Source organism: Castellaniella hirudinis (genome assembly GCF_047468865.1).
In the GTDB taxonomy this organism is placed as follows: domain Bacteria; phylum Pseudomonadota; class Gammaproteobacteria; order Burkholderiales; family Burkholderiaceae_B; genus Castellaniella; species Castellaniella hirudinis_A.
Window position 1 is genome coordinate 1 of record NZ_JBLGTV010000022.1, and the last position, 24,863, is coordinate 24,863.

Consider the following 24,863-nt stretch of genomic DNA (forward strand, 5'->3'; position numbering starts at 1 on the left):
TCGAACGCGCCGGCCGCGACAAGTGGTTTGCCGAGGGGCTTGTCGAAGGCAAAGCAGAAGGCAGTGTGGAGGGCCAGGCGAAGACGTTGCTGCTGCTGGTGCAACGCCGCTTCGGCCCGCAGCCTGACGCCATCGCCCGGCGCATACAGGCCGCCACAGCAACGCAGTTGGAAACCTGGTTGCTGAATTTCGTGGACGCCACCGAACTGGATGACGTGTTTCGGGATTGAAAGGAACAGCAAGAAGATATCCGTTTGGATATTCTGCGCAATTGCGGTACTCCTGATGAATTCTCCTATGCGTGTATCGTGGCCCGGCTACAGTCGCTCAATGATGGCGGCATTGTAGCGGCATCGATCTGTGGACTGGCTTGGTTTTGGTAGCGACATATATTGTCGCTGTCCGAACTTAAGATGGGCCTGTCATTACCCCAGGAATTACCCGATGCCCGTTTCCACCTGCGCGTTTGTGCTGCATTGTTCGGCGTGCGGTTGGAAAAGACTTTATCCAGCGGATGGCGCTTTGCTGTATTTCAAGCCCATTTGCCGACAGTGCGGCCACGCGCCTGTCAGGATGCGGCGTCCCAATAGCCTGGATGACAAGCTTGAGGCATTGGAATCCTCTGTTTACCCTGAATGAAATCGACCACGATCCCATGCCTTGGCTGCCATTCAACCCACACAGGAACACACCATGGATACCCACTTTTCGGAAGCAGATTTCGATGCACTGCGGCGCGCCCACACGCTGCTGGAAAACCCCGGCTTGACGGCCAGGCTAACCAGCACGCTGGGTTCGCCGATTGAAAAAGGCCTGCGCTATCTGCCCGATGGCTGGCATAAAGCCATTGGCGATGCGACCCGGGTTGCTTTGATGAAGGCCGCCGACACGGCCCTGTTCACGCTGGATAAGCAGCCGGGAAAGGAAAGCTCCAATATCTGGCACAAGGTGGGCGTGGCTGTGACCGGGGGCGTGGGGGGATTTTTTGGCCTGGCCGGTCTGGCGGTGGAGCTGCCGATTTCCACCACCTTGATGATGCGCTCCATCGCTGACATCGCCCGCAGCGAGGGCGAACACCTGGACAACCCCCAGACCCGGCTGGCCTGCCTGGAAGTCTTTGCCTTGGGGGGCAATCAGGCCGATGACGACGCCACCGAAAGCGGCTACTACGCTGTTCGTGCCTTATTGGCCCAGGCAGTCAGCCAAGCCGTGGAATATGCGGGCGGCAAAGTCATGCTGGAAAAAGCCGCCCCGCCCGCCATGGCCCGGCTAGTCAGCATGATTGCCGAACGCTTTGGCATCCAGATCACCGAAAAAGCCGCCGCCCAGGCTGTGCCCGCCATCGGCGCGGCGGGCGGGGCGCTGATCAATACCTTGTTCATCGACCATTTCCAGGACATGGCGCGGGGCCACTTCATCGTCCGTCGCCTGGAAGCCAAATATGGGCAGGAAACCGTTGAACAGGCCTATATGGGCCTGTCATCGGATCAGCCGCATTGAGTGATTATCGTGTGCGCCCCGTCAGCACACTGCGCAGCTGATCCCAGGCACTGGCTGGCTGCATGTCCATTTGCTGGTCTTTGCAGCGGGGGCAATGAAGCGACATGCGCAGCACGTCGCTAGTCGGGAAATGGGTTTCACGATGGCCGCACTGGGGGCAGACCAAGGCAAAGGGTTTGGGTGGGATGGGCATGGCGGGCCTTTGCTGGGTGACGAGAAATTACTTGAACGGATTAAACCAAGAGGCGCTTCGGCGCAGGATTTCCCACGGGTTTGCAATCTGTCGCTCCATGATCTGATCCTTGCAGTGGGGACAGTGCCGGCTTAAGCCAAACGGCGGGCAGCAATGGACAGGGGTGGGGGCTGCCCTGTGTCCACATTGGGGGCAAACCAGGGTGAACATGGTGCTTGGGATCGGGCTGCTGATGATGGCGTGTGGCGGCATGGTGACTCCTTTCCAGCTTGGGGCTTGGTGATAGGGTATCGATTCAGTGGTTTCAGAGCACGATAAGCGGTGGATACGACAAATTGCGTCGCATATTGTTTGCGACGTGAAATGACGCATCTGTCGATACCATGGCGCCCACTGTTCACCAGGAAGTACCGCAGGAGAACGAGGCCTTGTGCGGCAAGGGGGATAAAAACCCTAGAGGGCGGATCGATGCGGAATAGGGTATATTTTCTTACATTTGTAGCGGATTGCTTAGAAAGAGGGGATGATGCGACGCTTTTTGCTGATTTTGGCCTTGGCTATCACGGCCTCGACTGCCCAAGCGGTGGAGTTCTGGCATTCGTCGACCGTCTGGGCTCAGATCAATGATCAGCCGCAGAATTTACTGAAAACCGGTGGCTTGGCTGTCAGGGAATTTAAGCCATTTGTCATCAATCTGACTGGTGCGGCGTTGCCTGCCGGTTCTGCCGCTGTTGCACCAAACTAAACCCATGCCCCACCAAACCCTGAAACAACGTCACCGCGAAATCCGCGACACCTACCCGGAAGACCTCAATCTCCGCATCCACCGTGCCCTAAGCTGGTGGCAGCGGGCCTTGATGGCGGAAGACGATGATGGCCGCTATATCTTTCTGTGGATCGCCTTTAACGCGGCGTATGCCACGCAGATTGATGGCAACGATCGTTTATCCGAATCCTCAAGCTTTCAGGCGTTTTTGGAAAAACTGTGCCGCCTGGATACGGAAAAGCGGATTGACGCCTTGGTCTGGGAGGAATACTCGGGTCGCATCCGGGTTCTGCTGGATACGCCGTATGTCTTTCAAAGCTTCTGGGATTTTCACAGCGGTCGGATTTCAGAAACCGACTGGCAAAAGCGTTTCGAACGCGGCAAACAAAAGGCCCACTATGCCTTGGGCAGTGGCAATACGCCGATTTTGCTGGGGGTGCTGTTCAGCCGCTTGTATACCCTGCGCAATCAGCTGGTGCACGGGGGGGCGACTTGGAACGGCTCGGTCAACCGCAAGCAACTGCATGATTGCACGCAGTTGCTGGGTAGCCTGGTGCCGATTTTGATCGAACTGATGCTGGACAACCCCAATACCCTGTGGGGTCAGGCCTGCTATCCCGTCATCCGGGATTGAACTGCGCCAAGCATTGCGTGAATCCCCCAGCTCTCTGGACTCGACCATGACCAACCGGAAATCCACCCAGGACATTCTGATTTTCAACCTGGAGCTGCTTCGCCGTATCCCTCGCCGTTCACGGATTACCGCCCGAGAACTGCACCAGCAACTGTTGGATGCTGGATTCCAGCGGGATTTACGCACGGTGCAACGCCAGCTGGATGTGCTTAGCCAGCATTTCGATCTGGAACGTGACGATAGCAGCAAACCGTATGGATACCGCTGGTTGCCGCAGGCAAAGGGGTTTTCTCTGCCATCCTTGACTGTCCAGGAATCCCTGCTGCTCAAGCTGGCGCAAGAACATTTGCGGTATCTGCTGCCGCCCAGTCTGATGCGCTCGATGGAAGGCTTTTTCAAGCAGGCAACGATGACACTGATCAGCAGCGAAGCCCCCAGCCTGGAACGTCAATGGCGTGAAAAGGTGCGGGTGGTCAGCACCAACCAGCCCCTGCTGCCGCCCGCCATCGATCAAGAGGTCTTCGATACCGTCAGCGAGGCCCTGTACCGCAATCGGTGGATCAGCCTGGACTATCGGAATGCGCGTCAAGTCTTGCGCGAGTCCCAGCACGTCATGCCTCTGGGCTTGGCCCAGCAAGGGCCGCGTCTTTATCTGGTTTGCCGTTATCGGGACTATGATAATGAACGCAGTTTGGCATTCAATCGCATTCTGGCGGCACGGATGTTGGCGGATACGTTTATTCGTCCCGCATCATTTGATTTGCGCTCCTACGATGAAGACGGCCGCTTCGGTTTTGGCGAGGGCGTTCGTATCCGTCTGGCGTTTTGTATTGATCAAGAGGCAGGTTTTCATTTGCTGGAATCCCCGCTGGCAAGTGACCAAGTGGTGACGGAACAGGAAGGCGGTTACCACATCCAGGCCACGGTCGTGGATAGTTTGATGTTGGATCAATGGCTGCGAGGGTTTGGCGATGGGGTTTGGGGCATAGAAAAACAACAGATTGACGAGTCATCTGCTGCCCCCTGATTTATCGGTACATGGGTAAAGCAGGGCAGGGGTAGAAGCGATAACTTGGTCTTGTATTTGTTGCGACATAAGTTGACGCAGACGTGCTTATCATGACATCAATCACCCGAAAACTGGGTCATTACACAGGAGCACACCATGATTCGCAATTTGTTAGCTGTTGTTGGCCTGCTGGTTGTCGTGCGTAAAGGCTATGAAGCCTTTTGCCATTATCAGGAAGTCCAGGAAGAAAACGAGACCCTGCGCAGCATGATGGGGGATAACAATTCCAAGGGGCCGGAAAATGTCTCTGCCTGAATTGAAATCCCACATCAGCCAGTACTACGAGGATCGTCAGCCCTGCGACGCCACCACTTTGATGAAGTGCCGCAAGCTACTGGGCGAGGTCGGCGTCGAAGAACTGCTGGCCCAGACCATTAGCGTGGCAGCACAATGTCCACCATCAACCCCTGGGTGGGGGCGGTAGCCGCCCGCAGCGTGCCGCCATGGGCCTGGACGATGCGCTGGGTGAAGTAGTAGCCCAGGCCGCTGCCTTTTTTCCCCAGCGAGGTTCCCGCCCGGAAATAAGGGGTGCCCAGCCTGGCCAGGGCCTCGGGATCCAGGCCGGGGCCGTGATCCTGAACCTGGATGTGCAGGGCCGTGGCGTTGGACGGGGCGCGCAGGCCTGCCGCTGGGCGGGCGGCATGGGCGGCGCCGGGGGAATCGGCGGGCGCATCGGCGGCGGGCGCCAGCCAGGCGCGCAGGTTCACCGGGCTGCCGGCGGGCGAATAGCGCAGGGCGTTGGTGACCAGGTTGTCCACCGCCGCGCCGATCAGGGCCTCGTCCAGAGGGAAAATCAGGCCGGCGGGTGTCACCTCGATGCGGATGCGGGGGGCGTCGTCGGGGGTTTGCAGGTCGATCAGGTTGTCCAGCATCGGGCGGATGGCCGTGGGTTTGCGGTTGTCCCGCGGCGCGATGGCGGATTGGTTGTCCAGGGTTTCGACCAGCAGGAAATTATCCACGAAGCGGGACAGGAGCGCCGCGTTGGCGCGGATGCGGGCCAGGCGCTGGGCCTCGGGCGGCGGCAGGCCGGGCATTTTCAGTTGAATCATCTGGACGGATCGGTCGATGGCGGCCAGCGGATTGTGGAATTCGTGCGACAGCATGGCCACGAAACGGCGTTGTTCTTCGCCGCGCTGGGTGGCGACGGCGGCTTCTTGCCGGGCGCTGGCCTTGTCGCGCTGCAGCTGGCGCAGGCGCAGCGCCATCCCGTAGCTCATGACCAGCACGTGCGCCAGCGAGGCCGCCTGGTACAGGTTGGTGGTGATGAAGTTTTGCGGAATATAGCCCAGATTGCCCGCCGTATTGGCCAGGGTGCCCAGCCCCGGGATGATGAAGGCGATGAAGTAGACCATCAGTTCGGTCTGGCGGGTGCGGCGCCACAGGGCCAGGGTGACGGCCATGCCCAGGATGAAGTTCAGGCTGTTCAGGCCGTTGGCCAGCTTGACCACCACCAAGAGCCACGCGCCCACCAGGGAAGGCATCAGGGCGAAAGGCAGCAGGCACAGGTTCAGGGCCAGGGTGGCCCAGTACAGGCGGTGGATGCGGGGGTAGTGTTGGCGCAGGCCCAGCAGATAGTCCCACATCAGCACGATGGAGACAGCGCCGCCCAGCCAGCCCAGGCGCGGCAGGGCGTCGGCCAGCCAGTCGCCGTGGCGGCTGAACAGCACGGGCAGATAGCCATTGGTGCCCAGGTGAAACAGCACGAGGGAGGCCACATAGCCGGCATAGGCCGCCATGGGGATGTCGCGCAGGCGCAGCCCCAGGATGGCGTACAACACCATGGTCAGCAGCATGATGCCGAAATACAGGCCCCGGTAGAAATTGTCCCGGGTCTGGTGCGCGCTGAAGGCGGCGGGCTGCCACAGGCTGGCCTGGACGTTGATGGCGTTGTGGGTGCGCACGCGCAGATACAGCCAGGTGGCCGGGCCGGCGTCAAAGGGCACGGCGAACAGGCGGGTTTGCAGCGGGCGCTGGTCGAAAGGCCGGTAATAGCCCATGGCTGCGTGCTGGAAGCGGCCGTCCAGGCCTTGCGTCCAGACGTCCACGTCCTCCAGCTCGGGCAGGCCGATGGCCAGTATCCAGCGCGGCGGGGCGTCGGCTTTGCGGCTGACCTGCACGCGAAACCAGAGGGCGTCGTTGCTGTAGCCCAGGCTGCGGAACTCGGCCAGGGGGGCGAAGGCCTGTTGACGCACGGCATCCAGGGTCATGACCCGGGAGGGGTCGCGGAAAACTTCCAGTTGCCCGGCCAGGGAGATGCGCGCGGGCTGCGCCTGCAGGGGCACGCCGGCGGCCTGCGCGGGGGCGGCCAGGCACAGGGCCAGCAGCAGCCACCATCCCAGCCAGGCCGCGGCCCGAGGGGTCATTGGCTGACCAGGCGGCAGCAGCCGCTGAAGGTATAGCCCTTGCCGTAGCTGGGGCGCAGGGGCAGTTCGGTGGCGCAGGTGGCCAGGGCCTTGCGGCGCAGGCGGCTGGCGGTGTTGTCCAGGTTGCGCAGGTTGGACAGGGTGTCTTGTTTGCCCAGGCGCTGCAGCAGGGCGACGCGCGTGACGGATTGGCCCGGCTGCTGGAACAGCATGGTCAGCATGACGACTTCGGGATGGGTGAGCTGCAGGCTGCTGCCGTTGGGGGCCTGCATCCGCCATTCGCGGGCGTGCAGGCGCCAGGCGGCGGTGTCGTCCGGCGGGATGGTGGACAGGGCCTGGGCGCCGGGCGGGGCGGGATGCCTGCCCGCCTGGCGGCGTTGCACGCTGCGGCAGGTGGCTTCGATGACTTCCAGCGAACTGCGTTTGGACAGGTAGATGTCCGCCCCGGCTTGCAGGCCCAGAACGTGGTCGTGGTTGGCGTCCAGGGCGGTCAGCATGATGATGTCGGGCAGCCCGCCGGCGGGGGCCCGGGCGCGCACCCGCTGGGCGACGTCCAACCCGCTGATGCCGGGCAGGACGATATCCAGCAGCAGCAATTGGAAAGGCGTGGCCGGCCAGGCGGCGAAAAAGGCTTCGCCGCTGTCGAAGCCCTGGGCGCTGAAGCCGCGCAACGTCAGGAATTCGACCAGGTCGGCCTGGAGCTCGGGGCTGTCTTCGATGACGGCGATGTGCAGGGCGGGCAAAGGGGCCATATTGGAGCGGCGGGGGGCTGGAAGCGCGTGCGCGCATTGAAATTCATGTTACGCGTTCTTGCCGCGAGATGACAGAATCTGAGCGTTTTTGACAGAAATCAGTCGGCGACAGGCCGGATGGCGATTTTTATAATTCGTGGCGTGGCCGATGTGGTGATTCAGCCATGTGTGATTCGGCCATGTGTAATTCGGTCATGTGTGATTCGGCCACGACTGATCGGGGCGCGCCGACGCGGCGGCCCGGAACATGATCCATCGGCCGTGCATCGTGCATCAAGGGGCCGTGCCTGGAGCAGGGCGGCCCATCAAGGATATTAAAATGAATGATCCCGTTGATTTCCGGTTTTTACCCGCCTGGCGTGGCGCGGGCGTGCTGGCGTTGTGCCTGGCGCTGGCGGCCTGCGATAGCGGCGGCGGAGGCGGCCTGGCGGGGGATGCCGCCCCGCCCATGGTAGGCGGCCCCCAGGCGTCCGCAGGCGTTGCTTGCAAGGATATGGATGGCAATCCCGTGATGGTGTCGGCCAAGACCATCACCATCCACAATAATTCGGCGGGTGTCATCTATCCGGTACTGTCCACCAGCAAGAATGCGGTCAACCAATGGATACAAGGGTGTTTGCGCACGGCAGAGCCCTACCCGACCGATCACGTCTATAAGCTGTACGTCAACGAGGGCCAGGGGATACCGGCGGGGTCGTCGGTCACCATGACCTTGCCGCTGTACAGCGAATTGTCTCCGGGCCGGTACGTCACCTGGTGGAATGGCGGGCGCGTGGTGCTGGCCGACCGCGGCGACCGCCTGCGCGACCCGGCCGACACAAGCGTGCCCGCCCCCGCCGAGGTAGTGTGCCAGGGGCAAAAGACGGCATGCGCCTTGAGCCTGTATGCCAGCGCCGTGCAGTTCCCGGAAAATATTTACGCCCAGCTGTCCGAATATACCTTCGGGGATTCGATTATCCCCGAGGGCCAGAAACTGCGCCTGCTGAAACCGGAAAACGTGGGATACAACATTTCGTATGTGGATCACGTCTATATGCCGGTGGCCATCGGCCCCAAAAACAATCCTTATATCGGCTACAGCGGGTCGGTTCAGCCCCTGGCCGGTTTCAGAAACCAGTTGTCGGCCTTTCTGGCCAACCCGGCCACGGGCGAGGGCTGGCCGGTGTATAACCTGGATGCCCTGAAGCTGCCGGGCGGCTATAACATTTTCGCGCAACGGTCGGGCACTTTGCCCCCGGACGATCTGGTGCCGGTCAAGCCCGCCGGGGGCTTTCCCCCGGTGCTGACGGTGCTGAAATGCGTCAACGGCCAGTGTGCCGATGCCGAAAAGGCGTCCCTGCATTTTGGCCAGGCGGTGCAGCGCATGCAGAACCTGTGGGGGTCTTGCGTCGATTGGGCGGGCGAGGATCTCGGCGCCTATGTGACGCAAACCGTGTCGTGCTCGCCCCAGCTGCGCGAGCGGCTGTCCGCGGTCAAGCAGTTCTTCGTGCAGAACCATAAAAACTATCTGGCTCTGGTCAATCGCGGGGCGTGCCCGGTGGCTGTCCCGGAAAAACCGAAATTCACTTTCTGGGAGGCCATGACCCACATTTATGGCTGGGTGCCCTTCAACGAAGGCTGCGGCGCGAATGAAAACCCCTTGTCGGAAACCAGCATACCGGGGTGGAATCACGCCAAAATCCAGTCCATGTACATCCATGAGCTGCAATACAACCACCAGCAGGCCGAAGTCCAGAAAAACCCCGATTTTCTGTTCAATCCCTATGTCCAGCTGATCCACGACAAGCTCGGGATGAATGCCTATGGATTTTCGGTGGATGACGCCGTGGGCTTCATGAGCGAACTGGGCGATGGCCTGATCTTCGCCGTGGGCGGGGCCGCCGGCCTGGAAAACCCGCAGCAGTTCGATTATGCCGATGGCTTCTCTCTGGCCATCGGGGTGCCGAAATCCAAAGAAGGCCGCGGCAGCGAACCCCTGCTCAAGCGCTATGGGGTGTGCGTGTTCAATCAAGACCCGAATGACCCGGATTGCACGCTGGACAAGCAGGACATGGAAATGCCGGCGCACAGCCAGGTGGCGGGCTTCCGGGTGGGAACCGTGTCTGCTTACCCGATCCGGGTGCGCTTTACGGACATGGAGGACAATCAGTATTCCATCAAGGTCAATACCCGGTTTTCGCCTTGCACCGAGGACATGGATATTAAGCAATGCCCGGCCAACGGCCTGGGGATCGTGGACAAGACCGCCTGCCTGGTCACCACCCCCACGGGTGAGAAACACCCGAACTCCGATGACTGGTGCGTGAATGCCAACCCCAATCAACAGCGGGAAAAACAGCTGACCAAAAACTACCTCAGCTACCCCAAGCCGGTGGGGTTCAGCGAGTAGGCTCCCCTCTGGGACGGCAAGCCCGGCCCGAGCCGGGCTTGCCGCGTTTCCGGTGTCATGCCCGCGTTCGCGGGCGTGTGGGCAAGCGCTTCCGGGGCGCGGGCGGCCCGGCGGTCATGCCCGCGTCGGCGGGAGGTCGGGCGGAGTGTTCATCTCGTGCAGGTGAACCGTGTTGACGGGCAGGATCAGCGTGCAGCCGTGGGACAGGGCGATGTCGGCCAGGCCCAGCATCAGGGCCTGCTTGGCCTTCATGAATTCGGCAAAGGGCACGAATTTCCCCGGGGGGGCGGTTTGCACCCAGGCGTACAGCAGCAGTTTCAGGGACCGGTCGCCGAAGCTGTCGAACTGGAAGACGAAATACTTGAGATTGCTTTGCTGTTCCAGGAAATGGTTGCCGTCGCGGATGATGTCGCGCACCTTGTCGTAGTCTTCGTAGCGCAACTGGATGTACTCGTTGACCATGCGGTGGCTCAGGCGCGAATGGTTGACCATGTTCGATGAATTGAACAGGGCGTTGGGCACGTACAGGGGCTTGCCGTTCCAGCCCAGCACTTTGGTGGCGCGCCAGCCGATGTGTTGCACCGTGCCGGCCAGGTCTGTCCCCGGGAAAACAATGTCCTCACCGATCTTGAATATCCGGCTGGCGTAGATGGTCAGCCCGCCCAGCAGGTTGGCCACCAGGGTCTGGGCGGCAAAACCGGCGGCGATGCCGGCCGCCCCGCCGAACGCCAGCAAGCTGGCCAGGGGCACGTTCAGCTGCTGCATGATGGCGATGGCGGCGAAAATCAGCACGCAGGCCCAGGCGACCTTGCTCAGGGCGTCGATGGCGGTTTCGTCGGTTTCGTACTGCTGGCTTTGGATATACGACAGGTAGTTGGCCTTGGCGCTTTCCACGAAGCGCAGCACGAACCACACCAGCAGCACAATGCTGAGGATGTCGATGGTGGGCGAGATGAATTGATCCAGCAGGGGCTGCTTGCCTCTGGGCAGCATTTTCTGGCGGATGATTTCCAGGCTCAATAGCCAGATGGCCGTGCGCAGCGGGGCATTGATCGACGCAAACAAGGCGTACCGCCAGACGTGCCGGCTGGACTGCAGCCGGTGCAGCCGGTTTTTGCAGAACCAGTGGACGAATCGGTTGATCACCAGGGTGATCAGCAGGGTGACGATTGGAAAAATCCAGATGTTCTTGTCTATGAATTCGGTCAGTTCTTGTTCCATGGTGCGGGCTGGTGTCCTGCCTGGGCGGGCCTGGCGGGCGGCAAGAGAGGGTGACTGGAACCCATAGAGTATAGAAATCCGGCGTGTCGTGCAGGCCGCGCCGGGCTGGATCACCCCCCCAGTTGACGCAGCGGCACGCCGCGCAGCACCCGGGCTTCGATGGTTTCCAGTGGCAGCCTGCGGGTTTCGGGCAGGTAGCGGATGCCCAGCGCCAGGGAAACCACGCAGACCCCCAGAAACAGCAGCATGGCGCCGGCCAGACTCAAGGCGTCGACGATGGACAGGAAGGTCAGGGCGATCAGGGCATTGAACAGCCAACTGACCGACGATGCCGTGGCCATGCCGGTTTCGCGCAGGGCGCTGGGGAACAGCTCGGACATCAGGACGTAGGGCAGGGGCCCCAGGCTGACGGCGAAGGCCAGGATATACAGGCACAGGCCCAGCAGGCCCAGCCAGGCCATGTCCTGGCCAGCGGCCAGGGTGACCAGGGCCAGGCCCAGCACCATGGCGGCGGATCCCCCGATCCAAAGTTTGCGGCGGCCCAGGCGATCCACCAGGGAGACACCGGCCAGGGTTGCCAGGAAATTGACCGCCCCCAGGCCGAAAGTGGCCGCCAGCGCGGCGGTGCCGGCGGAAAAGCCCAGCCCTTTGAAGATTTGCGGGGCGTAGTACAGGATGCCGTCGATACCGCTCAGGTTTTGCAGGATGAACAGGGCGCTGCACAGCAGGGTGACCTTCAGGACGCTGCCCTGGCGCAGGGCCTGGCGGATCGTCAGGCCGGGCCGCCGGGTTTCGGCCTGGACGATGGCCTGCCATTCGTCATCCAGCCCCAGGCGATGCGCCGCATGCCGCGCCTGATCGGGGTGGGCGTGCAGGGCCAGCCAGCGCGGGCTTTCGGGCAGGGCTGCCAGGCCCAGCGCCGCCAGCAGGCTGGGTATCAGGCCGAAAGCCAGAACCAGGGGCCATTGCGGGTCGGCGTCCAGCCCCAGGGCCAGGCCATAGGAAGCGAGAATGCCCGCAGTGATGGCCAATTGGAACAGCGCCACGATGGCGCCGCGTTTCGGGGTGGCGACGGCTTCAGCGGCGTACATCGGCACCAGCATGGAATAAAGCCCGATGGCGAGGCCGATCAGGATGCGGATGATGATGAGTTCGCCCAGTGTGGGGATGGTCAGGACAAAGGCGTAGGCCCCGATCGAAAGCCCGGTGGCGCCCCACAGGGCCGGACGGCGCCCCCAGCGGGTCGCGGCGGGCCCCGCCACGATGGCACCCACGAAACAGGCTGCCACCAGCACGAACACCAGAAACTGGGTTTGCAGCAGGCTGAGTGCGAACCGGGGGGCCAGGGTGTCCAGCACCCCGGCGATCGACGTGATGCCGTAGCCGAACAAAATGCCGGTGCAGGACACCAGGAAAGCAACCCGCAGGATCGGAGATGGCGCGATGGAGGTCATGGTGGCGGTGTGTCGGTCGGCGGTGAGGGGCCGGGGCGGCAAGGGGCAGGCCAGGGGCCGGCGGCGATATGTTTTAGGTTTGAATGGGTAATATCCGCCGGACGAACGCGGGCCGGGCGCTGGATATTGACCTTTCAGCCTGCAAATTTAATGGATGGCGGCGGCAAATAATACGGCCCGCCGGCAGATGACAGGATTTGATTGAATTTGGTAGAAATCAATTCGGGACGGCCGGGATATTGGTTTTTATAATTTCCGAATCGCATCCCTCATGTCCGAACCGCCGCTTCGCAGCGCGCTAATGAGCCTGCCCGGCCCGACGTGCGGTGTGCAGCCGAATCACGATTCAAGCTTCAATCGCATCCGTCTTTGACTGAATTCAAAGTCAACTGAATTCAAATCGAGTCCATCAGTCCGGCTCGCCCGAGCCGGCCGGGCCGGTGGGTCATTCAAAAATTTTCAATGCATGCATCCGGTGCATTACCGTCTTTCGGCGGGCCGCCCAGGGCGATCGGCCGGCCCGCCGAAAGGCCCGATCATATTCAAAGGAGCCCTCCATGCGCAGCGATACAGATTCCCCCCTCCTGGATTCAGGCCCCGGCCAACTGGCCATTGACGGGGGGACGCCGGTGCGCCGGGCCCCCCTGCCTTGGGAGTTGCCCGGCGCGCACTGGATCGGCGAGGAAGAACGCCAATTGGTGGAAAAAGTGGTTCTGGCGCGCAGCCCTTTCCGCTTCTATGGCCCGGATCTGCAAGGCATGGTCAATACTCTCGAAGCTGAATGGAAGGCGGCGTTCGGCCATCCCTACGCCCTGGCGGTGTCCTCGGCCACCGCCGCGCTGACCATCGCCTTGTCGGCCCTGGACATCGGGCCGGGCGACGAAGTGCTGGTGCCCGGATACATGTGGGTCAGCTGCATCTCGGCAGTGGTGCGCACGGGGGCCATCCCCCGGCTGGTGGACATCGACGACACCTTCTGCATCGACCCGGACGATCTTCAGGCCAAGATCGGCCCCCGCAGCCGGGCGGTGCTGGTGGTGCACATGAGCGGCGCGCCGGGGCATATCGACCGTGTGGCCGATATCTGCCGGACGCGCGGCCTAGCTCTGATCGAGGACTGCGCCCAGGCGGCCGGGGGCCGCTTCAAGGGCACGCCGGTCGGGCAGTTTGGCGATATCGGCACCTATAGTTTCCAGTTGAACAAGAACATGACCTCCGGCGACGGCGGGCTGCTGGTGTGCAAGGACGAAACCCTGTACCGCCGCATCGTGGCGCTGCATGACCTGGGTTATCCGCGCACGGCGGCGGGCCGCCTGGACACCAGCGATCCCGGCATCCAGTTGTGGGGCATGGGCGCGCGCATGAGCGAACTGGCCGGCGCCATGGCTTTGGCGCAAATGCGCAAGCTGGGACAGATCACCGGCGCCATGCGCACGGCCAAATGGCGCATCCGCGCCGCCCTGGAAGGCACGCCGGGGTTGACGTTTCGGCGGGTGGTGGATCCCGAAGGCGACACCGGGCCGTTTTTGCTGATGCTGCTGCCCGACGAAGCCCTGGCCGGCCGCTTCGTGGCCGCCTTGCGCGCCGAAGGCATCGTGGGCCCGCAAGGCAGCCTCGCCTGCCTGACTCTGCGGGAATGGGGCATGCACTGGTATTCCAATATCCCCAGCCTGGTGAATCGGCGATCCAACAGCCGGGATGGCTATCCCTGGACGCATCCAGCCAATGCCTTCGCCTACGATTACCATTATGGCGCCGGGCTGCTGCCGCGCTGCGATGATTACCAGTCGCGCGGGGCTTTGCTGACGATCGCGTCGTGCCTGAGCGATGACGATGTGCGGGACATCATCGCCGCCCTGAAAAAAGTGGCAGCCGGGGTGCTGTCATGATTTATTTCGTGGCGGCCGTCGTTGGCCTGACGGGCATTCTGTTTGGCTTCGACGAGGGGGTGATCGCCGGGGCGCTGGGCTATCTGCGCCAGACTTTCGAGATATCGCCCGGCAACGAAGGCCTGATGACGGCGGCGGTGCCCTTGGGCGCCTTGTTCGGGGCCGCCGTGGCCGGGCGGGCGGCCGATCGCTTCGGGCGGCGCAGCGCCCTGCTGGGGGCGGCCTTGCTGTTCATGCTGGGGGCGGTGGCCGCCAGCCTGATCACGGCGGTGTGGATGTTGAGCATCGCCCGCTTGGTGCTGGGGTTCGCCGTGGGGGTGGCCGCGCTGGTGGCCCCCTTGTACATCGCCGAAAGCGCCCCGGCCAAGCAGCGGGGCATGCTGGTCTCCATCTACCAGTTGGCCGTCACCCTGGGGATACTGGGGGCCTATGTCATCAATTTCGCGCTGGATGACCGTTGGCGGCTGATGTTCTTCCTGGGGGCGATTCCGGGCCTGGGCCTGCTGATCGGCATGCTGTTCCTGTCCGATACGCCGCGCTGGCTGGCGGCGCGTCGGGGCGGCGATGTCGCGGGCCGCGCCCTGGCGCGCCTGCGCGGCCTGCCGCTGGCCGATGCCCGGGTACAGGCGGAACTCGCGCAGATCATGGAAGCCGACCGGACCGAAGCCGGCCGACCCCAGGCCACGGGCTGGGGAGAACTGCTGGCCCGGCAGGTGCGGCCCGCGCTGATCGTGGGGGTGGGCCTGTTTGCCTTGCAGCAGTTCAGCGGCATCAATGCCGTCATTTATTACGCGCCCACGGTGTTCCAGGAAGTGGGTTTTGATTCGCACAGCACCCAGATCATGGCCACCATGGGCATCGGCGCCGTCAATGTGCTGATGACCCTGGTGGGCATGGCCCTGATCGACCGGATTGGCCGCAAGCCCTTGCTGTACATCGGTTTTGCCGGAGCGGGCCTGAGCCTGGGCATGATTGCCCTGGGGGCCTGGACCGAGGCGCCGTGGCTGGACGTGGTCGCCATCGCGGGATTGGTGCTGTACATCGCCGCCTTCGCCGCCAGCCTGGGGCCTTTGCCCTACGTGATGATGTCCGAGGTCTATCCCCGGCACATCCGCGCGCTGGGCATGAGCGTCGCCACCCTGGCCAATTGGGGGCTCAACTTCGTGGTGGTGTTCTCGTTTCCGGTACTGGTGTCTTCCATCGGCCTGGGCGGGGTGTTCGCCTTCTATGCGCTGGTGTGTTTTGCCGGGCTGGTCTTTACCCGGCGCTATGTGCCGGAAACCAATGGCGTGCCGCTGGAAGCCATCGAGGCCCACCTGGCTTCCGGGCGGGCGTTGAACCTGTTGCGCCCCAGCCTGACCGCCGCGCCGCCCAGCCCCCAGGCCGTGCGGGACAGCCTTGCGCTGACCCCGGAGCAGGCCGGGCAGCTGATCCGCGCGCTTATTCCCTTGAGCCCCTATCGCCGGGATTTGCAGCCGTTGGCGGCCCGGTTGACCGCCCTGGCCTGCGACAACCACCAGGTGCGCGTGGCCTTGCATGCGGTCTGGCGGCGGCAGGAGGGGGCGCAGATCCAAAGTCTTCGGGCTTTGGGGCCTGAAGGTGCCGTCCTGATGATGTTCCTGGAGCATGTGCGTTATGCCTCGCCCGATTTTCTAGCGTCCGTGGGCGAAGCCCCGGCGGTTCAGGAGGTGGCCCGTGTCTGATTACGATTGTGACGTGTGCGTCGTCGGCACTGGCGCGGGGGGCGGCATCCTGGCGCATACCTTGGCCAAGGCCGGGGTTCGGGTGGTGTCCCTGGAACAAGGGCCCGCCTTGCCGGATGATCAGTTTACGCGCCTCACCCCCCCGGACGGCGGCGACAGCCTGGGCATCGGGCCCCAGACCGTCTGGCCCAGCGACCCGCACGACGGCCTGTTCATCCACCCGCTGTTCGCCGATGGGCGGCACGGATCCACGGCCCGTCAGGCGGGGCAGTTTCAGCACTTCCAGATATTGGCCTTGAACGGCCTGCAGAACCTGTGGAACGGGGTCAGCGTGCGGTTTTCACCGGCCGATCTGGCCGACTGGCCGGTGGACTACGCCGCCCTGGCGCCGCATTACGATGCGGTGGAAGACCTGATCACCGTGTGCGGCACCCATGAAAACATCCCCGAATTGCCCGATGGCCGCTTCATTCCGCCCAAGCCCCTGCGTCCGGCAGACCAGATGATCGTCGAGGCGGTGCGCGGCCTGGGGCAGCCGTATTCGCATGCCATCCCCAACCGCAAGGCCATCAATACGCGCCAGGGCACGCCCCACAGCTGCGTGTCGACGGGGATCTGCACCTCGGGTTGTCCGGTGGGGGCGGTGTACAAGTTTTCGGTGCGCCTGCTGCCGCAGATCGCGTCCCTGCCCAATTATCAACTGCGCACCCAGGCCAAGGTGTTGCGGCTGGCGGCCGACCCCGCTGGACGGCGGGTGACATCGGTGGAATACCTGGATACCGCAACCGGCCAGCGCCATCAGTTGCGGGCGCGCTATGTGGTGCTGGCCGCCGGGGCCATCGAATCCCCCCGGATTTTGTTCAATTCGGCCACGGATGCCTGTCCCCAGGGACTGGCCAATGCCGCCGATCAACTGGGGCGGCGCCTGCAGGACAACCCCAAGGCGGTGATTTCGACCTCGTTGTACAAGCTGTGGGGCAAGCACCGCGACTATGACATCGGCTATGGCGATCACCTGATCCTGATGTCGCGCGGCCGCCTGCCCGATGGGGCCGATTTCCCTTTTATCGGGCATGCCATCCATGGCCTGCCCGCCACCCCGCATTATCTGGCTTTCATGCGGCATTTCCCGGCGGGCTTGAAGGACAGCCGGGCACGGGCCATGTTCCACAGCTATGTCACCCTGGGCCTGTTCTGCGCGGGCGACCCGGCGCCCGCCAACCGGGTGCGGCCGGGCGATACCGTGGATCAATGGGGGATCCGGCAGGTGGCGGTGGATTTTTCCGTCCCGCCGCGGGTGCACCAGCAGATGGATGCCATGATGGCTTGGGGGCGCCGGGTGCTGCGCCGGGCTTCGGGCACGATGTACCACACCACCCGCGACAACAGCGGCACCGGCATCCATTACGCGGGCACCACGGCCATGTCCGGCAGCGCCCGCGATGGCGTGGTCGATGCCGACCTGAAAGCCCATGGGCTGGACAATCTGTATGTCTGCGATGGCGGGGTGGTGCCGGTATTGCCCGACAAGCACCTGACGCTGACCATCATGGCGCTGGCCCACCGGCTGGGCGGGCACTTGGCGCGGCAACTGCAGGCCGTGGCCCAGATCCAGGCCGATTGAGCCCGTATACGTCGCCGGCGCTGGCTCGGCGGATGTGGCAAGCGGCGGGCCGTGGTTCGGCCTGAGCCGATCAGGCCGGCCGGCCTGCCCGGCACTCCGTCCGGCTGGCGGGGCACGGGTCGAACAAGACCTGTTCGCACTCCCAGGCGCCTGACCGCACTTCGTCGGCCACCAGCTGCAGCACCAGGGATCTGACCCGTTCCACCGCCCGGGAGGCTGGCTTGTCGCGGTGCTCGCACAAGAACAGCGTGCGCCGCATCACCGGCTTGATGATGGGGCGGCAGGACACCTCGCCCCGGGCCAGTTCATCGCGCAGATAGGATTGCGAACCCATCACGCAGCCGTGGCCTTCCAGCACGAACAGGTTGACGGCCTGGACGTTGTCCGCCTGCAGGCGGGCGCGGCGTTCAAACTGCTTTTGCAGATTCGGGTCGTCCATGACGGACCGGCCCAGCGTGCCCCGGCGCAGCAGCACGAAAGGCAGATCCAGCAAAGCCTTGACGGTGATCGGCTCGGTGGTGTCGCCGATGATTTCCTTCTTGCCGATGCACAGCATGTGTTCTTCCAGCAAGGCGGTGGCGTGGATGCGGGAATCCTGGGCCGGGTTGTAGGCCAGGGCCAGATCGACCTGGGCATCCATCATCTGGTTGATCGTGCTGCCAGACAAGGTTTCGGTCAGCACCAGGGTGATGCCGGGGTGCTGCTGCAGCACGATGCGCATCAGTTGGCGTCCGACGGAGGTCAGGGCGGTGTAGGCCATGCCGATGGCCACGTGGCCCCGGATGTTGCCGGCCATGTTTTCCAGGTCTTCGTGGGCGCGATCCATGGCCTGCACGATCTGCGTGGCGTGCAGGTACAGGCGCTTGCCGTATTCCGTGGGCAGCAGGCCGCGCGGGTGACGCACAAAAAGCGGGTGGGAAAACTGCGCCTGCAGATTGGCCAGATGATGGCTGAGCACCGAGGGCGCCGTGCGGGCCTGTTCGGCGGCGCGCGAGATGCCGCCCGACTCATAGATGGCGATGAAGGCTTGCAGCTGGCGGGTATCCATGAATTCGAAATTTTAGAATGAAAGTACTTAAACAATATAATTTTCTGATTACTGGATCAATGCTAATCTTTTCGTCAGGATAGGAAATCATCAAAATGGAAGAGGCATTTTCACCCCTGGCGGGCCTGCGGGTCATCGAAATGAGCCACATGATCATGGGGCCTTCGTGCGGCATGTTCCTGGGCTTTCTGGGGGCCGAGGTCATCAAGATCGAACCCCCCGGCGGCGACAAGACGCGCCAGTTGGGCGGCATGGGCCGGCCCATGTTTCCCCTGTGCAACCGGGGGAAGCGCAGTGTCCAGCTGGATCTGAAATCCCCCGCGGGGCGCGATGCGCTGCACCGGCTGTTGCGGGAGGCCGATATTTTCGTGGAGAACTTCCGCGATGGCGCCCTGGCGGCGGCGGGGGTGGATCCGGCCCAGCTGCGCCAGCGGTATCCGCATCTGATTATCGCGTCGTGCAAGGGCTTTTTGTCCGGGCCGTACCAGCAGCGCACGGCGCTGGACGAGGTCGTGCAAATGATGACCGGCCTAGCCTACATGACCGGCCCCAAAGGGCGCCCCTTGCGCGTGGGTTCGTCGGCCAACGACATCATGGGGGGGCTGTTTGCCGCGTTCTCGGTGCTGGCCGCGTTGCTGGAACGCGGGCAGACCGGGCAGGGGCGCGCCTTGCGCACGGGCCTGTTCGAAAACTGCCTGCTGCTGGTGGCCCAGCACATGGTGCAATACGAGCTGGAAGGCGAAAACCCGCCGCCCATGCCCGAGCGCGAGTTCTCGTGGCCCATCTACGATATTTTTACCGATGTCCACGGCAAGCCCTACTTCATCGGGGCGGTCACCGAAGGCCACTGGGCGGCGATCTGCCTGGAACTCGACCTGTCGGTGCTGCTGCACGACCCCCGCCTGGCGACGCGGATGGATCGTATCGCGGCGCGCCACTGGACGATTCCCCTGGTGGCTCGGAAAATCGCTCAGTTCGACATGGCGGCGCTGGGGCCCCGGCTGGAATCCCTGGGCATTCCGTTTGCGCCGGTGGCCAAGCCCTGCGAGATGTATGCCGACCCGCACGTCACCCGTCCCGGGGGCCTGGTGCGCTCACAGTGCGCCGATGGCTCGTCGTTCCGGGCGCCGACCTTGCCGTTCGAGGTCGATGGCCGCCCGCTGGATGCCGCGGGCGACGTCGCCGCTCCCGGCCAGGACACCCAGGCCGTGTTGTCGGCCCTGGGCCTGAGTACCGAAGACATTGCCCGGGCCAGCGGTTGCTCGGCCTGATTTTTCTCTTTTCCAGGAGACCCCCATGAAATTTTCCTCTCGTGTCCTTACCCTGGCCCTGGCCATAGCCCTGCCCCTGGGGGTGGCCCAGGCGGCGGACTACACCATGCGCGTCAGCCATCAGTTTCCGCCGTCCCATCCCAGCGCCCAGCGCATGGAACAGTTCGCCAAGGACGTGGCCCGGGAAACCGGCGACAAGGTCGAGGTTCAGGTGTTCGGCGCGGCCCAGCTGTACCGTCCGGCCCAGCACCACGCCGCCGTGGCCGGCGGACAGGTCGAGGCCGCCCTGATCCTGTCCATCCAGTGGGGGGGCAGCCTGCCCGAAATGGCCGTCACCCAGATCCCCTATCTGATCAGTTCGCCGGCCAAGCAAAAGGCGTTCCTGGGCTCGAAGGCCGCCCAGTTGCTGGACGCGAAAATGCTGGAAAAAGGTGTGCGCAACATCGGCTGGCTGGTGGACACCAACGATTTGATGTTCACTTCGTCCACGCAGCTGCTGGACGAGCCTGCCAAATTCAAGGGTGTCAAGATGCGCGGCCTGAACCGCCTGTTCGATTCGGGCCTGATCGCCATGGGCGCCGTGCCCGTCGCCATGGCCGGATCCGAGGTCTACCAGGCCCTGCAGACCAAGGTCGTGGATGCGGCGGTGACGGCCACCAAGGCCGCCTATTCGCGCAAATACTATGAAGTCCAGCAGTTCGGGGCTGCGTCCCCCATCATCCTGGTGTATGACAATCTGGTGGTCAATCCCGCCTGGTGGGACGGCCTGCCCGAAGACGTGCGGGCGGGCATTGCCCGGGCGGCGAGCCAGGCCGAAACATCTTCCATCATCAACGATGAAAGCATCAATCCCGAAGAACTGGCTCAACTGAACCAGGCCGGGATGCAGGCCGTGGCCCTGACGCCGCAGCAGATGGACGCCATGAAAGCCGCCATGCAGCCGGCGGTGCTGGATGCCTTCCTGAACTCCACCCGGGGCAAGGGACAGGAACTGATTGATTTGATCCAGGCCCTGTAGGCGGGCCGCACCATGAGCGCAGAATCCGAACTGCCCGATCCGGCACTGGACGGCCCCGGCCTGCGGCGCTTTGCCCGCGTGGTGGCCGGGTTGAGCCGGCTGGCCCTGGGGCTGGCGTCGATATTGATCATCATCGACTTGCTGCTGATTGGCGCGGCCGTCTTGCTGCGCTATGTGTTTTCCACCGCGGTTCTGGGCGGCGATGAACTCGTCGGGTTTTCCGTGACCGCGTTGGTGATGCTGGCCGCCCCCGATGTGTTGCGCCGCAACGGGCACATCGGGGTGGACATGCTGGTGGGCTGCCTGCCGCCGCGCTGGGCGCGCTGGGCGGCGGCCTGGTCGTGCGTGTCGGTGCTGCTGGTGGCGAGCGGCCTGGTGGTCAACGGCTGGAAAGCCGTGTCCCTGGCCCACATGATCGGCCAACTGACCGAAGGCCACCTGGAAGTCCCCATCTGGGCCTTGCAGTTGTTTCTGCCGATGGGCGGGGTGTTGCTGGGTCTGGTGGCCCTCGAACTGCTCTGGCGCGCCCTGACCGTTCCCGTGCGGCCCGCGCCGCCAGCCACGCCCACAGGTGCCGCATGACGATCTTCTTCATGTTGCTGGCCCTCTTAGCCTTGCTGTTCACCGGCCTCCCCATTTTCGCGGGGCTGACGCTGTTTGGCAGCGGCATGCTGCTGGCGGTGCAGGGCAACCTGGGTTCACTGGCCAGCATCATCTTCACCGAACTGAACCAGTATCTTCTGGTGGCCATCCCCCTGTTCGCCTTCATGGCGCACATCATGATCCGGGGCAAGGTCGTGGATGATCTGTACGATGCCGCCTATACCTTTACGCGTCATCTGCCCGGCGGGCTGGCCGTGGCCACCATCATGGCCTGCACGGTGTTCGCCGCGATTTCCGGGTCCAGCGTGGCGACCGCGCTGACCATCGGCGCGGTCGCCATCCCGCAGATGCTGCGCTACGGCTATTCCCCGAAGATCGCCTATGGGGTGGTGACCGCCGGGGGCACCCTGGGGATTCTGATCCCGCCGTCGGCCCCCATGATCCTGTATGGCATCACCACCGATTCTTCCATCGGCAGCCTGTTCATCGCCGGCATTGTGCCGGGCGCCATCATGGCGCTGGTGTTCATGGCGTGGGTGATATTCCAGTGCGCCTCGGTGGGTAATGCCGTGCAGCGCGACACCCGCGCCAGCGGGGCTGAAATGCGCCGGGCGCTGCGCAAAGCCATCTGGTCGATCGCCTTGCCGGTGTTCGTGCTGGGCGGCATGTACATGGGGGTGTTCACCGCCACCGAGGCCGCCGCCGCCGGGGTCTGGCTGGCCCTGCTGGTCACCGTGCTGATTTATCGCACTGTGGGCTGGCGTGAAATCTGGGAAAGCGCCCAGGAAGCCTGCCGCCTGTCGGCCATGCTGTTCATGATCCTGGCGGGGGCGGCGGTCTTCAGCCATGTCATGACCAAAATGCGCATCCCCCAGGAAATCATCGAATCGCTGACCGCGATGGACATGAGCGCCATGGGCTTCATCATCGCCTTGATGCTGCTGATCGTGGTGCTGGGCATGTTCCTGGAATCGATTTCCATCATCCTGGTGACCACGCCGGTCATCCTGCCCGCCATGCATCAGCTGGGGATTGATCCCATCTGGTATGGTGTGCTGCTGGTGATCAACCTGGAAATCGCCCTGATCACGCCGCCCGTGGGCATGAATCTGTTCACCATCAAGGCCATTACCGGGTCGTCGCTGGCCCCGATCATCCGGGGCGCCTTGCCCTATATTTTCCTGATGGCCGCCGTGCTGGTTCTGGTCTTGCTGGTGCCCGACCTGGCCACCTGGCTGCCGCGCACGATGATGGGGAATGCTTAATGCGGCGCTGCCGCTGTCCTGCCGGGCGGGTTTCGGCGGGGCGGCGTGGGATGCAGGTACAATATGCCCCCTGCGGATGCTCCCATGGCGGAATAGGTAGACGCAAGGGACTTAAAATCCCTCGGGCTTGGCCCGTGCCGGTTCGATTCCGGCTGGGAGCACCATTTATCAAACCAGGTAAACCGGCTACAATCAAGGGTTATCTGATTAAATTCATCTAGCCAAGACAACACATGGATCAATCCCGCACACGCCTGGTCATGGGCAACTGGAAAATGCATGGCAGCCTGGCCGAGAACACGGTCTTGCTGGACGGCCTCTTGGCCGGCGCGGCGCGTGTCCAGGGCACCCAGGTGGCCGTGTGCGTCCCTTTTCCGTACCTGGCCCAGGCGCGGCAGGCATTGGTCGGTTCTCCCATCGGTTGGGGCGCCCAGGACATCAGCACCCATGAGCGCGGCGCTTACACGGGCGAAGTCTCCGCCGCCATGCTGGCCGATTTTGGCGTCAGCTGGGTATTGTGCGGGCATTCCGAACGCCGCGCCCTGCATGGCGAAACCAGCCGGCAGGTGGCGGAAAAAGCCGTGGCGGCCCTGGGCGCGGGCCTGGCCCCCGTCGTGTGCGTGGGCGAGACCCTGGCCGACCGCGATGCCGGCCAGGCTGAATCCATCATTGCCGAACAGTTGGCCCCCGTGCTGGCCTTGGGGGCCGACGCCCTGGCCCGCCTGGTCATCGCCTACGAGCCCGTCTGGGCCATTGGCACGGGGCGCACCGCCACGCCGGATCAGGCTCAGGCGGTGCATGCCTTTATCCGCGCCGCCCTGACGCGTCACGGCGCCGGGCAGACGCGGGTTCTGTACGGCGGCAGCGTCAAGGCCGCCAATGCCGCGTCACTGTTCGCCCAGCCGGATATCGACGGCGCCCTGGTGGGCGGGGCCGCCCTGGTGGCCGAAGAATTTTTGAATATCGCGGCCGCGGTCGCCTAAGACTCCCGGAGTCCCTACATCATGCAATTGTTTTCTTCCGTCCTGCTGTCCCTGCAGGTTATTTCGTCCCTGCTGATCATCGTGCTGGTGCTGCTGCAACAGGGCAAGGGCGCGGACATGGGCGCCGCGTTCGGCAGCGGCTCCGCCGGCAGCGTGTTCGGGTCGGCGGGGGCGGCAAACTTTCTGTCGCGCGCCACCAAATGGGCGGCCGTTCTGTTTTTTGCCACGACCATCGGCCTGGCCTGGATTTCGCATCACCCCGCCGGCGCGCCGCTGGACTCCGGCATCATGTCGGGCTTCATGTCGTCCGAACCGGCTCCGGCGCCCGCCACGGGTTCCGCCGTGCCGGATCTGGGCGCGGCCGTGCCGTCGTCGGTGCCTGCCGCGCCGGGTGTCGGCCAGCCCGCCGCCGGGGCGGATGCGGCCATCCCGTCGTCCGCCCCGGCGGCGGTGAATTCAGACGCCTCCGTGCCGTCCGTGCCATCATCCGTGCCCGATGCCGGCGGCCAGCCTGCCGAGGGCAGCAAGTAATTCGGCTTCATGCTAGAATTCTCTTCTTTCGCGCATAGCGATGCCGTCGTGGTGGAATTGGTAGACACGCTATCTTGAGGGGGTAGTGGCGAAAGCTGTACGAGTTCGAGTCTCGTCGACGGCACCATCGAATAGTCCAGGGATGTCCTGGAAAGTCTAAAAAACCCGTAAGGATCAATTTCTTACGGGTTTTTTTGTTGTCTATGGTGTCCAGGATAGGCCAGGAAAATCCAGCGCAATCCATACATTTTAGGTACTCTGTATGGTAATTATTCATCAAAGTACCTAACCCGGAAATTTCGTCAGGCCCATAAAAAAGGATAGGCAATTCTTGCCCGAGGGCTTATGGTTATTGGTATCTGACGCCAAGAACCAAAAAGAATCGCCTATACCAAATCGTACCACTGAACAACTGGATTTTGGGCGCCTCGGGCGGCGCCAGTTGGAAGCGAATTTCGAGGGTGGAGACCTCAGTTCAGACGGCGGGCTGATGCTGCTGCGCCAGATTGATGTCAACGCCGACTGAAAACTGACCCACTTTCGTCGGAATCGTCGGAGTAAATCTGACCCACCCCGGCGTCCAAAAA

20 protein-coding genes, 2 tRNA genes and 1 pseudogene are annotated in these 24,863 nt (G+C 63.4%); 18 read left to right on the forward strand and 5 right to left on the reverse strand.

Annotated features, from left to right (window positions below):
* The 6 genes and pseudogenes from ACMHYJ_RS16265 to ACMHYJ_RS16290 form a co-directional block, all read left to right on the forward strand.
* Positions 1-230: pseudogene (locus tag ACMHYJ_RS16265) on the forward strand (DUF4351 domain-containing protein); the annotation flags it as partial.
* A 463-nt stretch (positions 231-693) separates the two neighbouring features.
* Positions 694-1,500, forward strand: a complete 807-nt coding sequence (locus tag ACMHYJ_RS16270; protein WP_414247222.1) for an EcsC family protein — start codon at positions 694-696, stop codon at positions 1,498-1,500.
* Positions 1,501-2,216: 716 nt separating this feature from the next.
* A complete protein-coding gene (locus ACMHYJ_RS16275; protein WP_414247223.1) occupies positions 2,217-2,438 on the forward strand; it encodes a hypothetical protein in 222 nt (73 codons plus the stop codon).
* Between the two features lie 4 nt (positions 2,439-2,442).
* A complete protein-coding gene (locus ACMHYJ_RS16280) occupies positions 2,443-3,093 on the forward strand; it encodes a hypothetical protein (protein WP_414247224.1) in 651 nt (216 codons plus the stop codon).
* 46 nt (positions 3,094-3,139) lie between these two features.
* The gene (locus ACMHYJ_RS16285) at positions 3,140-4,120 is read left to right on the forward strand and encodes a helix-turn-helix transcriptional regulator (protein ID WP_414247225.1); all 981 of its coding nucleotides are present in this window, start codon (positions 3,140-3,142) and stop codon (positions 4,118-4,120) included.
* A 138-nt stretch (positions 4,121-4,258) separates the two neighbouring features.
* Complete coding sequence (locus tag ACMHYJ_RS16290) at positions 4,259-4,417, forward strand: hypothetical protein (protein ID WP_414247227.1); 159 nt, start codon at positions 4,259-4,261, stop codon at positions 4,415-4,417.
* Between the two features lie 119 nt (positions 4,418-4,536).
* On the opposite strand, the gene ACMHYJ_RS16295 is transcribed toward ACMHYJ_RS16290, so the two are convergent.
* On the reverse strand, positions 4,537-6,525 hold the full coding sequence (locus tag ACMHYJ_RS16295; RefSeq protein ID WP_414247228.1) for a 7TM-DISM domain-containing protein: 1,989 nt from the start codon (positions 6,523-6,525) through the stop codon (positions 4,537-4,539).
* Positions 6,522-7,277, reverse strand: a complete 756-nt coding sequence (locus ACMHYJ_RS16300; protein WP_414247229.1) for a response regulator transcription factor — start codon at positions 7,275-7,277, stop codon at positions 6,522-6,524. Before ACMHYJ_RS16300 ends, ACMHYJ_RS16295 begins: the two co-directional genes overlap by 4 nt.
* A gap of 319 nt (positions 7,278-7,596) precedes the next feature.
* On the opposite strand from ACMHYJ_RS16300, the gene ACMHYJ_RS16305 reads away from it, so the two are divergent.
* Positions 7,597-9,666: a hypothetical protein gene (locus ACMHYJ_RS16305; RefSeq protein ID WP_414247230.1), complete on the forward strand. Its 2,070-nt coding sequence runs from the start codon at positions 7,597-7,599 to the stop codon at positions 9,664-9,666.
* A 114-nt stretch (positions 9,667-9,780) separates the two neighbouring features.
* Here ACMHYJ_RS16305 and ACMHYJ_RS16310 read toward each other — a convergent pair whose 3' ends face one another.
* Both ACMHYJ_RS16310 and ACMHYJ_RS16315 read right to left on the reverse strand, forming a co-directional pair.
* Positions 9,781-10,887, reverse strand: a complete 1,107-nt coding sequence (locus ACMHYJ_RS16310; protein WP_414247231.1) for a mechanosensitive ion channel family protein — start codon at positions 10,885-10,887, stop codon at positions 9,781-9,783.
* Positions 10,888-10,997: 110 nt separating this feature from the next.
* The gene (locus tag ACMHYJ_RS16315; RefSeq protein WP_414247233.1) at positions 10,998-12,341 is read right to left on the reverse strand and encodes a sugar porter family MFS transporter; all 1,344 of its coding nucleotides are present in this window, start codon (positions 12,339-12,341) and stop codon (positions 10,998-11,000) included.
* Between the two features lie 557 nt (positions 12,342-12,898).
* Between ACMHYJ_RS16315 and ACMHYJ_RS16320 the strand changes: the two genes are divergently transcribed.
* Genes ACMHYJ_RS16320 through ACMHYJ_RS16330 form a run of 3 tightly spaced genes read left to right on the forward strand, consistent with a single transcriptional unit; the run spans position 12,899 to position 17,557 of the window.
* Positions 12,899-14,230 carry a DegT/DnrJ/EryC1/StrS family aminotransferase gene (locus ACMHYJ_RS16320; protein ID WP_414247235.1) on the forward strand — a complete coding sequence of 444 codons (1,332 nt, stop codon included), beginning with the start codon at positions 12,899-12,901 and terminating at the stop codon, positions 14,228-14,230.
* Positions 14,227-15,933 carry a sugar porter family MFS transporter gene (locus ACMHYJ_RS16325; RefSeq protein WP_414247236.1) on the forward strand — a complete coding sequence of 569 codons (1,707 nt, stop codon included), beginning with the start codon at positions 14,227-14,229 and terminating at the stop codon, positions 15,931-15,933. The genes ACMHYJ_RS16320 and ACMHYJ_RS16325 overlap by 4 nt, the downstream gene beginning before the upstream one ends.
* A complete protein-coding gene (locus tag ACMHYJ_RS16330) occupies positions 15,926-17,557 on the forward strand; it encodes a GMC oxidoreductase (protein WP_414247237.1) in 1,632 nt (543 codons plus the stop codon). The genes ACMHYJ_RS16325 and ACMHYJ_RS16330 overlap by 8 nt, the downstream gene beginning before the upstream one ends.
* A 70-nt stretch (positions 17,558-17,627) precedes the next feature.
* Here ACMHYJ_RS16330 and ACMHYJ_RS16335 read toward each other — a convergent pair whose 3' ends face one another.
* Complete coding sequence (locus ACMHYJ_RS16335; RefSeq protein WP_414247238.1) at positions 17,628-18,605, reverse strand: LysR family transcriptional regulator; 978 nt, start codon at positions 18,603-18,605, stop codon at positions 17,628-17,630.
* 95 nt (positions 18,606-18,700) lie between these two features.
* Here ACMHYJ_RS16335 and ACMHYJ_RS16340 point away from each other — a divergent pair, with 95 nt between their 5' ends.
* The 8 genes from ACMHYJ_RS16340 (at position 18,701) to ACMHYJ_RS16375 (ending at position 24,403) form a co-directional block, all read left to right on the forward strand.
* On the forward strand, positions 18,701-19,876 hold the full coding sequence (locus ACMHYJ_RS16340) for a CaiB/BaiF CoA transferase family protein (RefSeq protein ID WP_414247239.1): 1,176 nt from the start codon (positions 18,701-18,703) through the stop codon (positions 19,874-19,876).
* 25 nt (positions 19,877-19,901) lie between these two features.
* Complete coding sequence (dctP, locus tag ACMHYJ_RS16345) at positions 19,902-20,894, forward strand: TRAP transporter substrate-binding protein DctP (protein WP_414247240.1); 993 nt, start codon at positions 19,902-19,904, stop codon at positions 20,892-20,894.
* Positions 20,895-20,906: 12 nt separating this feature from the next.
* Positions 20,907-21,476, forward strand: a complete 570-nt coding sequence (locus ACMHYJ_RS16350; protein ID WP_414247241.1) for a TRAP transporter small permease — start codon at positions 20,907-20,909, stop codon at positions 21,474-21,476.
* Positions 21,473-22,762, forward strand: a complete 1,290-nt coding sequence (locus ACMHYJ_RS16355) for a TRAP transporter large permease (RefSeq protein WP_414247242.1) — start codon at positions 21,473-21,475, stop codon at positions 22,760-22,762. Before ACMHYJ_RS16350 ends, ACMHYJ_RS16355 begins: the two co-directional genes overlap by 4 nt.
* Before the next feature lie 78 nt (positions 22,763-22,840).
* A tRNA-Leu gene (locus ACMHYJ_RS16360) sits at positions 22,841-22,926 on the forward strand.
* Positions 22,927-22,995: 69 nt separating this feature from the next.
* Positions 22,996-23,745, forward strand: a complete 750-nt coding sequence (gene tpiA, locus ACMHYJ_RS16365; RefSeq protein ID WP_414247243.1) for a triose-phosphate isomerase — start codon at positions 22,996-22,998, stop codon at positions 23,743-23,745.
* 21 nt (positions 23,746-23,766) lie between these two features.
* Positions 23,767-24,276 carry a preprotein translocase subunit SecG gene (gene secG / locus ACMHYJ_RS16370; protein WP_414247244.1) on the forward strand — a complete coding sequence of 170 codons (510 nt, stop codon included), beginning with the start codon at positions 23,767-23,769 and terminating at the stop codon, positions 24,274-24,276.
* 42 nt (positions 24,277-24,318) lie between these two features.
* Positions 24,319-24,403: transfer RNA gene (locus ACMHYJ_RS16375), tRNA-Leu, on the forward strand.
* Positions 24,404-24,863 lie beyond the last annotated feature (460 nt).

Bases quoted from the DNA above. Each gene is read 5' to 3' on its own strand.
- ACMHYJ_RS16270 (WP_414247222.1), top strand. From the start codon at position 694: ATGGATACCCACTTTTCGGAAGCAGATTTCGATGCACTGCGGCGCGCC.
- ACMHYJ_RS16275 (WP_414247223.1), top strand. From the start codon at position 2,217: ATGATGCGACGCTTTTTGCTGATTTTGGCCTTGGCTATCACGGCCTCG.
- ACMHYJ_RS16280 (WP_414247224.1), top strand. From the start codon at position 2,443: ATGCCCCACCAAACCCTGAAACAACGTCACCGCGAAATCCGCGACACC.
- ACMHYJ_RS16285 (WP_414247225.1), top strand. From the start codon at position 3,140: ATGACCAACCGGAAATCCACCCAGGACATTCTGATTTTCAACCTGGAG.
- ACMHYJ_RS16290 (WP_414247227.1), top strand. From the start codon at position 4,259: ATGATTCGCAATTTGTTAGCTGTTGTTGGCCTGCTGGTTGTCGTGCGT.
- ACMHYJ_RS16295 (WP_414247228.1), bottom strand. From the start codon at position 6,525: ATGACCCCTCGGGCCGCGGCCTGGCTGGGATGGTGGCTGCTGCTGGCC.
- ACMHYJ_RS16300 (WP_414247229.1), bottom strand. From the start codon at position 7,277: ATGGCCCCTTTGCCCGCCCTGCACATCGCCGTCATCGAAGACAGCCCC.
- ACMHYJ_RS16305 (WP_414247230.1), top strand. From the start codon at position 7,597: ATGAATGATCCCGTTGATTTCCGGTTTTTACCCGCCTGGCGTGGCGCG.
- ACMHYJ_RS16310 (WP_414247231.1), bottom strand. From the start codon at position 10,887: ATGGAACAAGAACTGACCGAATTCATAGACAAGAACATCTGGATTTTT.
- ACMHYJ_RS16315 (WP_414247233.1), bottom strand. From the start codon at position 12,341: ATGACCTCCATCGCGCCATCTCCGATCCTGCGGGTTGCTTTCCTGGTG.
- ACMHYJ_RS16320 (WP_414247235.1), top strand. From the start codon at position 12,899: ATGCGCAGCGATACAGATTCCCCCCTCCTGGATTCAGGCCCCGGCCAA.
- ACMHYJ_RS16325 (WP_414247236.1), top strand. From the start codon at position 14,227: ATGATTTATTTCGTGGCGGCCGTCGTTGGCCTGACGGGCATTCTGTTT.
- ACMHYJ_RS16335 (WP_414247238.1), bottom strand. From the start codon at position 18,605: ATGGATACCCGCCAGCTGCAAGCCTTCATCGCCATCTATGAGTCGGGC.
- ACMHYJ_RS16340 (WP_414247239.1), top strand. From the start codon at position 18,701: ATGGAAGAGGCATTTTCACCCCTGGCGGGCCTGCGGGTCATCGAAATG.
- dctP (WP_414247240.1), top strand. From the start codon at position 19,902: ATGAAATTTTCCTCTCGTGTCCTTACCCTGGCCCTGGCCATAGCCCTG.
- ACMHYJ_RS16350 (WP_414247241.1), top strand. From the start codon at position 20,907: ATGAGCGCAGAATCCGAACTGCCCGATCCGGCACTGGACGGCCCCGGC.
- ACMHYJ_RS16355 (WP_414247242.1), top strand. From the start codon at position 21,473: ATGACGATCTTCTTCATGTTGCTGGCCCTCTTAGCCTTGCTGTTCACC.
- tpiA (WP_414247243.1), top strand. From the start codon at position 22,996: ATGGATCAATCCCGCACACGCCTGGTCATGGGCAACTGGAAAATGCAT.
- secG (WP_414247244.1), top strand. From the start codon at position 23,767: ATGCAATTGTTTTCTTCCGTCCTGCTGTCCCTGCAGGTTATTTCGTCC.